This is a genomic window from Stenotrophomonas sp. ATs4, from assembly GCF_051861585.1.
In the GTDB taxonomy this organism is placed as follows: domain Bacteria; phylum Pseudomonadota; class Gammaproteobacteria; order Xanthomonadales; family Xanthomonadaceae; genus Stenotrophomonas; species Stenotrophomonas maltophilia_AS.
In genome coordinates, this window is the sequence record NZ_JBLYPK010000002.1 from 489,996 (window position 1) to 502,349 (window position 12,354).

10 protein-coding genes are annotated in these 12,354 nt (G+C 66.5%); 2 read left to right on the forward strand and 8 right to left on the reverse strand.

All coding sequences use genetic code 11. The features are described from left to right. Positions 1-72 precede the first annotated feature (72 nt). Positions 73-1,512 carry a GGDEF domain-containing protein gene (locus ABR323_RS05375; protein WP_439448523.1) on the forward strand — a complete coding sequence of 480 codons (1,440 nt, stop codon included), beginning with the start codon at positions 73-75 and terminating at the stop codon, positions 1,510-1,512. Here the strand turns inward: ABR323_RS05375 and ABR323_RS05380 are convergent. Beyond that, a complete protein-coding gene (locus tag ABR323_RS05380) occupies positions 1,509-3,335 on the reverse strand; it encodes a methyl-accepting chemotaxis protein (protein ID WP_439448524.1) in 1,827 nt (608 codons plus the stop codon). The genes ABR323_RS05375 and ABR323_RS05380 overlap by 4 nt on opposite strands. A gap of 257 nt (positions 3,336-3,592) precedes the next feature. Continuing rightward, on the reverse strand, positions 3,593-4,138 hold the full coding sequence (locus ABR323_RS05385; RefSeq protein WP_167796816.1) for a GNAT family N-acetyltransferase: 546 nt from the start codon (positions 4,136-4,138) through the stop codon (positions 3,593-3,595). Between the two features lie 154 nt (positions 4,139-4,292). Between ABR323_RS05385 and ABR323_RS05390 the strand changes: the two genes are divergently transcribed. Then, entirely contained in the window at positions 4,293-5,381 is a 1,089-nt protein-coding gene (locus ABR323_RS05390; RefSeq protein ID WP_439448525.1) for a DUF5694 domain-containing protein, read from the forward strand. A 39-nt stretch (positions 5,382-5,420) separates the two neighbouring features. Here the strand turns inward: ABR323_RS05390 and ABR323_RS05395 are convergent, their stop codons facing one another. From ABR323_RS05395 to ABR323_RS05420, 6 genes are all read right to left on the reverse strand, one after another. Continuing rightward, positions 5,421-5,651 carry a hypothetical protein gene (locus tag ABR323_RS05395; protein WP_135274191.1) on the reverse strand — a complete coding sequence of 77 codons (231 nt, stop codon included), beginning with the start codon at positions 5,649-5,651 and terminating at the stop codon, positions 5,421-5,423. Positions 5,652-5,713: 62 nt separating this feature from the next. Next, positions 5,714-7,903 carry a PAS domain S-box protein gene (locus ABR323_RS05400; RefSeq protein WP_439448526.1) on the reverse strand — a complete coding sequence of 730 codons (2,190 nt, stop codon included), beginning with the start codon at positions 7,901-7,903 and terminating at the stop codon, positions 5,714-5,716. A 207-nt stretch (positions 7,904-8,110) separates the two neighbouring features. Beyond that, positions 8,111-10,510 (reverse strand): Tex family protein, encoded by a 2,400-nt coding sequence (locus ABR323_RS05405; protein ID WP_439448527.1) that lies wholly within the window; start codon positions 10,508-10,510, stop codon positions 8,111-8,113. 207 nt (positions 10,511-10,717) lie between these two features. Beyond that, entirely contained in the window at positions 10,718-10,933 is a 216-nt protein-coding gene (locus ABR323_RS05410; RefSeq protein WP_006374014.1) for a hypothetical protein, read from the reverse strand. 716 nt (positions 10,934-11,649) lie between these two features. After that, positions 11,650-12,102 carry a hypothetical protein gene (locus ABR323_RS05415; RefSeq protein ID WP_439448528.1) on the reverse strand — a complete coding sequence of 151 codons (453 nt, stop codon included), beginning with the start codon at positions 12,100-12,102 and terminating at the stop codon, positions 11,650-11,652. Next, a complete protein-coding gene (locus tag ABR323_RS05420) occupies positions 12,099-12,302 on the reverse strand; it encodes a PspC domain-containing protein (protein WP_135274196.1) in 204 nt (67 codons plus the stop codon). Before ABR323_RS05420 ends, ABR323_RS05415 begins: the two co-directional genes overlap by 4 nt. Positions 12,303-12,354: the final 52 nt, after the last annotated feature.

A 12,354-nucleotide genomic window follows, 5' to 3' on the forward strand; every position in this document is an offset into this window, starting at 1 on the left:
CACACTTTTCTTGCAAGCCGCACGTGCTTCTGCCTATCGTGATCCCAGCCGGAGCTGGGGGCGGGGGAATGCATGACGTTGCGTGCGGCACTGTTTTTTCTGGTCACGCACGCGCTCGTCATTGCCCTTGTCGGCCCGCAGGACCCGGTCGGCTCCTATCTGATGCTGATCGCAGCTCCGTTGCTGGCCGCACTGGCCTGCGTGCGGCGCGCCCGCAACAGCCAGGCCGCCTGCAAGTGGCGGCTGCTCGGTTTCGCCGTCAGCCTGTTCTCGCTGGCCCTGCTGGCCCTGCTGTACCGCAATGTGGCAGGCCTCGATCCTGCGCAGATGAGCGTGACTTCGCTGATTCTGTACGTGTTCTACCGGATCCCCCTGACCTACGTGGCGGCCAGCCCAGGTGGCGGCAACCGCTACATCCGCGCGGTGGACCTGCTGATCATCGCGTTGCTGTGGCTGTTGTACTACGGGCATACGCGGGCGATGGCGCACTTCAACACCGCGTTGTGGACGCAGTGCCTGAACACGATGAGCAACGTGCAGAACAGCCTGGTGTTCTGCTTCGCGCTGATCCGCTTCCTGGCCGAGGACAATCCCGACCGCCGCGACTTCTTCCGGACACTTGCGATCTACGCGCTGGGCTACTTCCTGCTGGCGTTCTACATCAATACCTGCCAGCCACAGCTGCCTGACGGCAACTGGGGGGACCTGTTGATCAGCGGGCTGTTCGTGCTGCTGGCCGTCATGGCGGGAAGCAAGCGCCGCTATCCGGCAGTGGAGGTATCGCGAAGCCTGCGCCGCATCGTCGACGCCGGCGTGCCGCTGATGCTGCCCTTGCTGCTGATGATGGTGGCGCTGCTGGTCGCGCGCCTGCAACCCACCCTGGCCACGGTGGGCTTCATCGGTGCCATGCTCGGCTATGCCCTGCGCAGCGTGCTGACCCAGGTCGAGATCCAGCGCCAGCGTGACGAACTGGAAGCATTGGCCCGGCGCGATCCGTTGACCGGACTGGGCAACCGGCGCAACTTCGACGAATCACTGGGCAGCGCCCATCGCCGTGCACGCCGCCAGGGCCTGGGCCTTGCGGTACTGATGATCGACATCGACCATTTCAAGCGGCTCAACGACACCTACGGCCACCCGGAAGGAGACCGCCGGCTTCGCGCGGTGGCCGAGATCCTGGATGGCTGCCTGCAACGCGGCGACGATCTGCTGGCCCGCTACGGCGGCGAGGAGTTCATCGCTGCCCTGCCCTCGCCCGATATCACCCATGCCCTGAGTCTGGGCGAGCGGCTGCGCGCGGCGGTCGAAACCGCGGGTCTACCGGCGGCAGACGCCATCGTCACCATCAGCATTGGCGTTGCCTGGCAGGCCGCCAGCCAGGACGCCGCTCCGCGCGGCCTGGTCGACCGAGCCGACCAGGCCCTGTACCGGGCCAAACACGCCGGGCGCAACTGTGTGCACGGCGATCCGGCCACCACGGACGGGAAAGAGCGGCCTGGCCGGGGCGCCTAGACCGCGCGCAGCACCGCTGCCCCGTAGTGATGACCGGCCCCACCCTGCACGCGGAAACTGGCCACGGTCTGCAGCAACTGCGCCGACTGCTCTTCCATGCTGCGCGCCGCTGCCGACGCCTCCTCCACCAGCGCTGCGTTCTGCTGGGTGCCCTGGTCAATCAGGTCGACCGCATGGTTCATCTGCTGGATGTCGTCGCTCTGCTGCTGCGAGGCCGTGCTGATCTCGGTCATCAGATCACTGACCCGGCGCACGTTGGTCACGATTTCATCCATGGTGCGGCCCGCACTCTCAACCTGCGCCGTGCCGGCCCCCACATTGGCAACCGACTCGTCGATCAGATGCTTGATCTCCTTGGCGGCGCTGGCCGAACGCTGCGACAGCTCGCGGATCTCGGTAGCAACCACGGCGAATCCACGGCCATGCTCGCCCGCCCGTGCAGCCTCCACCGCTGCATTCAATGCGAGGATGTTGGTCTGGAAGGCGATGCCGTCGATCACCCCGATGATGTCGACGATGCGCCGCGAAGACGCATTGATCACCGCCATGGTTTCGACCACTTCGTGCACCACGCTGCCGCCCTTTGCCGCGACATCGGCAGCACCACCGGCGAGCTGGCTGGCCTGCCGTGCATTGGTGGCGGTGCGCTGCACGGTCTCTGCCAGACCCTTCATCGACACTGCAGTTTCCTCCAGCGAGGCCGCCTGCTGCTCGGTGCGCTGCGAGAGGTCGCTGTTGCCCTGCGCGATCTCGGTCGCGCCCACCGCGATGGTGTCAGCGGCGAACTTGATCTGGCCGATGATGGTCGCCATCGCCTCGACCAGCGAATTCACGCCCTCGCACAGCTCGGCGATCGGGCCACGCTTGTCGGCCGTGGCCACGCGCTGGGTCAGATCGCCGCCCTTGGCCGCCGCCACCACTTCACGGGTCTGCGCCACCGCCCGCTGCATGGCCTGGTTTTCATGTACCTGCACGGTGATGTCGGTAGCGTATTTAACGACCTTGAACGGCTTCCCGTTGAGGTCAAGGATGGGGTTGTAGGAGGCCTGAATCCAGACCTCGCGCCCGCCCTTGCCCAGGCGCCGATACTGCCCGGCATCGTACTCGCCGCGCCCGAGTTTCTGCCAGAACTGCCGATACTCTTCACTGCCGCGGTGGTCCGGCTCGACGAACAACGAGTGATGCTGTCCACGTACCTCGTCCAGGCTGTATCCGGTGGTGGCGAGGAAATTGTCGTTGGCCGAGAGGATGCGGCCATCCATGCTGAACTCGATCACCGCCTGCGACTTGCCGATCGCTGCCAGCTGCCCGGCCGAGTCCGCCGCCTGCAGCTTCTGCGCGGTGATATCGGTGGCGAACTTGACCACTTTGTACGGCCGACCCTGGCTGTCCAGCACCGGGTTGTACGAGGCCTGGATCCAGATCTCGTGCTGGCCCTTGCCGAAGCGCCGGTACTGCCCGGCGTCATACTCGCCACGCCCCAGCCGCGCCCAGAAGTCGCGGTACTCGGTGCTGCGGGCATGCTCTGGATCGACGAACAATGAATGATGCTTGCCCTGGATCTCTTCCAGCCGGTACCCCATTGCCTGCAGGAAGTTGTCGTTGGCCTGCAGGATGGTGCCGTCGAGCGCGAACTCGATGACCGCCTGCACGCGGTGCAGCGCTGCGACCTGCGCCTCAAGCTCGGCGCGCTCGCTCGCCGCCGGTTCGGCACCGGTGCGGTGCTGGGGAGCAAGCGCGCCCAACAATGCGCGCCACGGTGACCAACGGGTATGCAGCTCGGCCGGCGCCTGCGCGCCCGCCGTGAAGCCTGGAATGAGCATTGTCTGATCCTCGGTGTCCGGTAAGCGGTTGCGATCCGACGGGCGGGATGCCCGGCGGCAACATCAGTTGCCTGGGACTACAGGTGCCGGCAGGCACCCCTCGAGCGGCTGGCAAGAACGTCTGGTGCGGGCGCGATCAGCATCGGAGATGCAGCGGAACACACGGCGCGGGCGGCCCCATTGGGGACAGCCCGGGGTCCTGCAGCGGCTGACTGGAGCGGGATCCAGAGGGGATATCGGCGATGGGGGCGGCGGCTTTAACCAGATTCCGCGACGCCCGTCGCAACTCCACGCTTTGCAGCCGGAATGCGGTAGACGATCGCCGAGTACTTCACCCCCTGCTCACGCGCTACTGGCCGTCCACCGAGGCATTCCGCCAGGCGCCGGCTGGAGCGGTTCTGCTCAGCCACCGGGTAGCGGAACGCGGCGCATCGCAGACGCTCGGAGGCCGATAGCCACACCGCTGCCACTGCTTCGCGGCCATAGCCGTGCCCATGCATCGCCTCCGCGATCCAGATGCCCAGCTCGGGTTCGGCATCCGTGGTGCGATGCAGGCCGGCCAGACCAAGGAAGTCGCCGTTGTCGTGCCGCCGGATGACGAAGGTGATGTCCGTACCATCGGCAATGGTTGGCAACCATGCCTGCCAGACAGCGGCAAATGCCTCCTTCGATGGCGGCGGCTCGAAGGCCATGTACCGGGTCAGCCCTGGGGTGATTGCTGCAAATACTTCCTCCGCATCGGCGGCCGCGAACGGTCGAAGGCGCAGCCGTGGGCTGTCGATGGTCCAGCTGTCGGATGTCATGTCCTGCATCGCCCTGGTCAGGGGGTACAGCCTCGCCCGGAACACCGATGCAACTCAAGGCGAAAGGGTTTACATGACCAACGGGAGGTTCCCCGACACGAAGGATTGGCGAGCATGCAGCGACCCGCAGGACGTTCATTGACACGGAGATCGCATGTTCCCACGCTTGGCCAGCCTGCTCATTCTGAGCATCTGCAGTACCGGCGCACTGGCCGCCGACGCTACGTATCGGCCAACCTTCCACCCCGATCAGCTGAAGGGTCCGCCCTCAGGTCGCCCGAACGAAGTGCTGGTGCTGGGCAGCCCGCATCTGTCCAGCCTGCCGAAGACCTTCCAGCCAGCGATGCTGGAGCCCCTGCTGAAGCGGCTGGAGGCCTGGAAACCCACTGCGATCGCAATCGAGAACCTGTCCGGGCTGCAGTGCGATTTCATGCGCCGCAATCCGGCCCGTTACGCCGAAAGCGTCTCTGACTACTGCGTCGATCCAGCGCCGGCACATGCCGCTACGGGGCTGGACGTTCCCAGCGCCAACGTCGAAATGGAGCGCCTGCTTGCGGATTGGCCGAAAGCGCCCACCGCCGCCGAGCGGCGCCGACTGGCCGCAGTATTCCTGGCTGCAGGCGAGAGCAGCTCGGCACTCGTGCAGTGGCTGCGCCTGCCGCAGGAAGAGCGCCGCGCCGCAGATGGCCTGACTCCGGAACTGGTGCAGTTCCTCGACAAGCGCATGGCCCGCCGCAACGAGGCCGGCCTGGTCGCAGGCGTCCTTGCCGCACGCCTGGGCCTGGAGCGGCTGTGGGCGGTCGACGACCACACTGCGGATTCGCCCACGCCGGCAGCCCAGCAGAAGGCTCAAGCGGCCGCCATACGAGGTGCCTGGGACAACGCCTTCGTCAAAGCGCGCATGGCGGCTGACGAACGGCTCGAAGCCAACCTTGCTCAACCCGATGGGTTGCTCGCGATGTATCGCGCCTACAACACGCCTGAGACGGCAATGGTCGCCTACAACAGCGACTTCGGCGCGACCCTGGTCGAACCCTCACCCGAGGGCTTCGGCCGCAATTACGTGGGCTACTGGGAAACCCGCAACCTGCGCATGGTCGCCAACATGCGCGATGTGCTGGGCCAGCATCCAGGTACCCGCATGCTGACCATCGTTGGCGCCTCGCACAAAGGCTACTACGAGGCCTATCTCAACCTGATGCACGACGTACAGCTGGTCAGCTCGGATGAAGTCCTGCGCTGACGCAACATGACATGGAGGATGCGGTGACCTTCCACCGCATCACTCCAGCGCATTCCTGCCTGCCCGCCACAGCACGATGCTGGTGGCACCGATGCAGGACAGCGTGAACACCAGCAGGGCAACCGCGCCGCCCTGCAGCACCGGCAGCAACGCCTGCGCGTGCAGATCGCCGTGCAACTGTTCCGCACGCAGGCAGGCGGCCAGGGCCAGGCACCAACCGACCAGGGCCGGGGCGAAGGCACGCACCGTCACCGGGTTGCAGACATTCATGGGATCACCTGTACCAAGGGAGGTGCGCGGAGTATTCGCGCAGCTCCTCTCACAGGCTGAGATCAGCCTTCGAGCGGGTCGATGTCGCCGCCCGGCAGCTCACTGGCCTCGCCCTGCACCTGTACGTTGTTGCGACCCATCGCCTTGGCCCGGTAGCACTGGGCATCAGCCGCCGCCACTGCCTGGTCCACGCCCATTCCACCCGCCAATGGCGCGATACCAATGCTGGCCCCCACATGCAGTCGGCCCTGATCCCACGGAATCGACAGGGATGCCAGGGTATGCAGCAGTTCACCGCCGATGCGCGCGGCACGTCGCGGCGTACAGCCGGACAGGATCACCGCGAATTCGTCGCCACCGAGCCGTGCCACCACGTCCGAATCGCGCACGCCATGGCGCAGCACGCTGGCCACCGCCCACAACACCGCATCGCCGGCCAGGTGGCCCCAGGTGTCGTTGATCGGCTTGAAGCGGTCCAGGTCGATGTACATCAACGACGCAGCCTGGCCGGTGCGCTCGACACGGGTGATGGCCTGCTGCAGATGCACCTCGAAGCCGCGACGGTTGCTCAGCTCGGTCAACGGATCGATCTCGGCCAGATGGCGCGCTTCGCGCTGGCGCGCGCGCTGCTGGGTGTCGTCGCGCAGCACCCACACCGCGCCGCGCACCCGGCCTTCGTCATCACGCAGCCAGGCGCGGGTCAGGTCGACCGGAATCGTGGCTGTACCCAGCCGCAGCAGCAGGTCAGCGTGCAGGTCCACTGCGTTGCTTTCCGGGTCCAGCAGCACCGAGACATCCAGCACCGAACCGGGTGCGTACTCGGTGGTCAGTGCCAGCACGTCCTGCACCTTGTGCCCGGCCAGCGACAGCGCGCCATCACCGGCCAGGGTGCGCACTGCGGCGGCATTGGCGTAGTCGATACGGCCATCCAGGCTGACACTGAGCACCAGGTCGGCAACTGCATCCAGCGTGATGCGGCTGCGCTGCTCACTTTCGAACAGGCGCTGCTCGCTGCTGCGCTGGGCGCTGATGTCCTGGATCTGCGACACGAAATGCACAGGCTCGCCATGCTCGTTGCGGACGAGCGACACCGACAGCCGCGCCCAGATCACCTTGCCGTCGCGATCGAGATAACGCTTTTCCAGGTGGTAGTGGCTGCGCCGCCCGGCCAGCAGGTCCTGCACCAGGGCCAGATCGGTCTGCAGGTCGTCGGGATGCGTCAGCCGCTGGAAATCAACCTGCAGCAGTTCTTCGCGTGGATAGCCGAGGATCCGGCACAGCGCGTCATTGACGTCCAGCCAGCGCCCTTCCAGCGACACCAACGCCATGCCCAGCGCGGCCGACGTGAACGCACCGGCGAATTTCTCCGCCGACAGGCGTGCTTCGGCGCGCGCCTGCAGGATCTCGGTGATGTCGATGGACATGCCGACATAGCCGATCCGCGCGCCCTCGGCACCATCCATGCGGCTGATCGACAGGCGTACCTGGCGTGACTGGCCATCCTTGCGCCGCAGTGTCCACTGCCGCGAATAAGTCTGCCCATCCGCGCGGGCGCTGAGCGCCTCAAACGCGCCCGGCAGGCTTCCGTCCGCCGCCGCCAGCGGACGCAGCCATGCCGCCAGCTCGTCCGGATCGTGGAAATCACCCAGTCGGCGCTGGCCGACCACTTCGTCCGCGCTGTATCCCAGCAGGCGTTCTGCGCCAGTATTGAAAAGGGTGATGGTGCCTTCGGTATCGGTAGCGATCACCGCTACCTCGTCGGAGGCATCGACAACGGCCTGCAATCGCTGCCGGCTCTCGGCCGCATCCTGCCGCGCCTGCTGCAGCTCGGTCACGTCGGCGTGCGCACCGGCCATCCACAGCGGTCGTCCCTGCCCGTCCCATTCGAACACGCGGCCACGGTCGTGGATCCATGTCCACTGGCCATTCTTGTGACGCATGCGCAGCAGGCAGACGTAGTTGTCGCTGCGGCCTTCGAAATGGTCCTCAAGCGCCGCGTCGGACAAGGCGATGTCGTCGGGGTGGACCAATGTCAGGAAGGTCTTCTGGCACACCGGCTCCAGCTCTTCCAGTCGATAGCCGACGATCTCGGCCCAGCGCGCGTTGACCCGCATCTCGCCGGTCTGCACGTTCCATTCCCAGGTGCCGGCTGCGGTGCCGTCGATGATCATCGCCAGGCGCCGACGCTCCTCGGCCAGCTCCTGCAGGCGCCGTTCCAGCAGCCGGTTGCCGTTGCCTCCCTGGCCCGCCATCAGCCCGTCCCCCGGCCCGTGCAGGCCGGCTCCCGCCGCAGCGATCCGCTGCAGCGTTCAACGAAGACATCGGGTCCTGCTGGCGTCATGGCCCTCCCCAGCGACAGCGGGGAGGCCAAACGCCCCCCTCAGGCGCAAGTGTGCGCAATCACGGGGAAAATCGACAAGTCCCCCGCCCCGGATCGACCGTGACGGGGGACACGGTCCTCAGCTGCGCTTGGCGCGGGCGAAGGCCTCGGCCAGGGCATTGTTGGCCGGGGGCGCGGCGGGACGGCCGCCATTGCCATTGCCCTGGCCCCGGTTCTGGCCCCGGTTCTGGCCCCGGTTCTGGCCGCCTGCGTCGCGGCGTGGCCCCTGGCCCTGGCCGCGCTCATCACGCTGGCCGGGTCGGCTGGTGGCCTGTCCGGGGGTATCGTCCAGGCGTCGGGTCAGGGCAATGCGCTTGCGCGCCACGTCCACCTCCAGCACCTTCACCTTGACGATATCGCCAGCCTTGACCACGTCGCGCGGGTCCTTCACGAACGTGTCGGAAAGCGCCGAGATGTGGATCAGGCCATCCTGGTGCACGCCGATATCGACAAAGGCACCGAACGCGGCCACGTTGCTGACCACGCCTTCCAGCACCATGCCCTCGCGCAGGTCCTTGATGTCCTCGACGCCCTCGGCGAAGCGCGCGGCCTTGAACTCGGGGCGCGGGTCACGGCCCGGCTTTTCCAGCTCCTTGAGGATGTCGCGCACAGTCGGCACGCCGAAGGTGTCGTCGGTGAACTGTTCTGCCTTCAGGCCACGCAGGTAGCTGCCATCACCGATCAGCGCCTTGATCGGGCGCGCGGTGCTGGCCACGATGCGCTCGACCACCGGGTAGGCTTCCGGGTGCACCGCCGAGGCATCCAGCGGCTGGTCACCATCGGCGATGCGCAGGAAGCCGGCGCACTGCTCGAAGGTCTTGTCGCCCAGGCGTGCGACCTTCAGCAGGTCCTTGCGACGCTTGAACGGGCCATTGTCGTCACGGTGGCGCACGATGTTCTCGGCCACCGTGGCCGACAGGCCGGACACCCGCGACAGCAGCGCGGCCGAGGCGGTGTTCACGTAGACACCCACAGCGTTCACGCAGTCCTCCACGCGCGCGTCCAGCGCCCGTGCCAGCCGGTACTGGTCCACGTCGTGCTGGTACTGGCCGACACCAATCGCCTTAGGTTCGATCTTCACCAGTTCGGCCAGCGGGTCCTGCAGGCGGCGGGCGATCGATACTGCGCCGCGGATCGATACGTCCAGGTCGGGGAATTCCTTGGCCGCGAACTCCGAGGCCGAGTACACCGAGGCGCCGGCCTCGCTGACCACGACCTTCTGCAGCTTGGGGTTGGCGGCGGCCTTGATCGCTTCGCCGGCCAGCCTGTCAGTCTCGCGGCTGGCGGTGCCGTTGCCGATCGCGATCAGCTCCACGTTGTGCTTGGCACACAGCTGCTTGAGGGTCTGCAGCGACTGGTCCCACTGCCGGCGCGGCTCGTGCGGGTAAATGGTATCGGTGGCGACCAGCTTGCCGGTGGCATCAACCACGGCGATCTTGCAGCCGGTGCGGATGCCCGGGTCCAGGCCGAGCACAGTCTTCGGGCCAGCCGGTGCGGCCAGCAGCAGATCCTTCAGGTTGTCGCCGAACACCGCAATGGCTTCGGCTTCTGCCTTCTCGCGGGCCTGGTTGAACAGGTCCAGCAGCAGATGGGTGTGCAGCTTGGCACGCCAGGTCAGGCGGCAGGCATCCAGCAGCCAGCGGTCGGCGGCACGGCCCTGGTCGGAAATGCCAGCCTTGCGCGCCACCCGACCCTCGGCGTACTGGTGGCCGGCCTCGGCCTCGCTGCCCGGGTCCAGTTCCAGGAACAGGATCTCCTCGCGGCGCGCGCGGAACAGCGCCAGCAACCGGTGCGAGGGAATCTTCGCCAGCGACTCGGCATGTTCGAAATAATCGCGGTACTTGGCGCCTTCGGTTTCCTTGCCCTCGGCCACGCGAGCACGGATCACGCCCGTTTCGCCCAGCCAGATACGCAGCTCACCGACCAGCGCGGCGTCTTCGCCCCAACGCTCCATCAGGATCGCGCGCGCGCCTTCAAGTGCGGCCTTGGTGTCGGCCACGCCCTTGTCGGTGCCGACGAAGGTTGCCGCGAAGGCCTGCGGGTCCTGCGTCGGGTCAGTCAACAGCCCATCGGCCAAGGGCTCCAGGCCCGCCTCCCGGGCGATCTGGGCGCGGGTACGTCGCTTGGGCTTGTACGGCAGGTACAGGTCTTCCAGCCGGCTCTTGGTATCGGCCGCCAGGATGTCGTTGCGCAGTTCATCGCTGAGCTTGCCCTGCTCGCCGATGCTGGACAGCACCGCCGCACGGCGGTCCTCCAGCTCGCGCAGGTAGGTCAGGCGCACTTCCAGGTTGCGCAGCTGGGTGTCGTCCAGGCCACCGGTCACTTCCTTGCGGTAGCGGGCGATGAACGGAACGCTGGCGCCCTCGTCGAGCAGGCCGACGGCGGCACGTACCTGGGTGGACTGGGCACCGATCTCGTCGGCGATGGTCTGGGCGATCTGCTGGGCGAGCGCGCTCTGGGCGTTCTTGGCGTCGTGCATTGCTTCAGGTCTGTGCCGCGGTACGGGAAGACCCCATTCTGGCAACCCACGACGGAGCCGGACAAGGCATTGACAGGGGGCGAGGTTCAGCGGCGGGGCCGGATTGGACGCCGGCATCCTGGCGAAGAGAGGGCTCGGACTGGCCCTGGGCTGGGATGCCGGCGCGGGCGCGCGATGGTGAGCGCGCCCTGCCGCGTGTTGCGGAGGTCAGCGGTAGTGGCGGGCGGCGCGCTGCATGACGATTTCGTCACGCATGCTTTCCAGGGCCATCAGGCGGACCTTGCCGACACCCTGCAGTTCCATGAACCGCTCCGTGTAGAACTCCGGCCCCAGCGCGGTGTCAGCGCGGGATTTGCTGAAGCCGTAGGGCACCACGCCCTTCTCGCCATCCTTGCTACCACCGACATAAAGAACGATTGCCATGTGATGTATTCCTCCAAATTGCTACTGCGTACTGCACTCGATGAGCGATGCTGCGAGCTCATCGAGGGAGAGCTTACCGCGTCGAACCTGACTGGAACGTCACGAAGGCTAATGACGATCGGTTGCATGCAGATGACTGCGGAATCGCAGCAGAATGCTTACGGATCTTTAACTTCCGGCTAACGAATCCTCGGGGGATTCCCGCCAACGGCGCAGCCCCTCGTGGCGTGGTCGCGAAGTGCGATTCATGTGATGGGTCAGGGCGGGATGGGGTCGCGGGACACGCCGTAAACCCATCCATGGGGGCTCGATGGCGCCATCCATGGCGCCAACGGACCCGCGCCCCCATCCCGCCCTGCCCCTGACAGGTTCCGTGCGCGTCCAACCACGGAAAAGAAAAAAAAGATCAAGAGCAAAAGCAGCGTGGCCGGCTGATTTGTTGCTTCCTGTAGAGCCAAAGCCATGCCCCGCTCGCGAGCAAGCGCAGCGCGCGACCCGTTTCTGCTGTTCTTTTCTCTTCCGTGGCTGGACGCGCACGAAATCTGTCAGCGGCCGGGTGGGTGGGGCTGGCGGGGTATCCGCGGCATGGATGCCGCGGCTAAGCCCCCAGGGATGGGTTCACGGCGTCCCCGCCAGCCCCCCCCCCCCCCCGGCCAGCCCCCAGGAGGTAGGCTTTCCGTGACCAAGCCACGAGGGGCTGCGCCGTTGGCTGGAAACTACGGCCACCAGCCGTGCCCGAACCGGGCAAAATGATCGGCCGCCCGCTCGAACGGATTCCGTGCACTCACTCCGCCGCACAGCAGGTACACCGGCAGGTACAGCGGCCCCAGCACCATGTACTGGTACACGTGAGCACGCTCGTGGTCATCCAGCCGGATCAGCGGCTCCACGCCCCACCCGGCCTGATGCGCATAGGTTCGGCAGGAGATGCCCAGGTCATGGCCGGTATGCAGGATCACATTGCCCAGCGTGATCGCCCCACCCGGTCCCCACGGCCACCGGTCGAACACCAGCGCACAGCCACGGCCGCTCCAGCGCACTGTCGCGCCACCAAGCATGCCGGCCAGGCCACCGATCACGCCGAGCAGGGAATTGGGTGACGTCCACAGCGCGCCAAGCACCTGCAGCGCGCGCAGCCAGATCGGCGAGGGCGTCAGGGCAGTCTTCAATCGGCCTCGTTGGGAATCAGCAGCCACAGGATGAGGTAGACCAGGATGCCGGGGAAGGCGGCCGACCCCAGCGACAACAGCACGTAGATCACCCGCAGCAACGTGGCGTTCCAGCCGAAGCGATGGGCAATACCGCCCATCACGCCGGCAATCATGCGGTCGTTCAATGAACGCGACAGCGTGCGCGGCGTGATGTTCATGCGGGTTCTCCTAGGCTACGGGAAAAAGCAGTCGAGCATCGCTCGACTCTAC

Excerpts from the sequence above, each read along its gene's own strand:
- ABR323_RS05385 (WP_167796816.1), bottom strand. The coding sequence starts at position 4,138 with ATGACATCCGACAGCTGGACCATCGACAGCCCACGGCTGCGCCTTCGA.
- ABR323_RS05410 (WP_006374014.1), bottom strand. The coding sequence starts at position 10,933 with ATGGCAATCGTTCTTTATGTCGGTGGTAGCAAGGATGGCGAGAAGGGC.
- ABR323_RS05390 (WP_439448525.1), top strand. The coding sequence starts at position 4,293 with ATGTTCCCACGCTTGGCCAGCCTGCTCATTCTGAGCATCTGCAGTACC.
- ABR323_RS05380 (WP_439448524.1), bottom strand. The coding sequence starts at position 3,335 with ATGCTCATTCCAGGCTTCACGGCGGGCGCGCAGGCGCCGGCCGAGCTG.
- ABR323_RS05375 (WP_439448523.1), top strand. The coding sequence starts at position 73 with ATGACGTTGCGTGCGGCACTGTTTTTTCTGGTCACGCACGCGCTCGTC.
- ABR323_RS05405 (WP_439448527.1), bottom strand. The coding sequence starts at position 10,510 with ATGCACGACGCCAAGAACGCCCAGAGCGCGCTCGCCCAGCAGATCGCC.
- ABR323_RS05400 (WP_439448526.1), bottom strand. The coding sequence starts at position 7,903 with ATGGCGGGCCAGGGAGGCAACGGCAACCGGCTGCTGGAACGGCGCCTG.
- ABR323_RS05420 (WP_135274196.1), bottom strand. The coding sequence starts at position 12,302 with ATGAACATCACGCCGCGCACGCTGTCGCGTTCATTGAACGACCGCATG.
- ABR323_RS05395 (WP_135274191.1), bottom strand. The coding sequence starts at position 5,651 with ATGAATGTCTGCAACCCGGTGACGGTGCGTGCCTTCGCCCCGGCCCTG.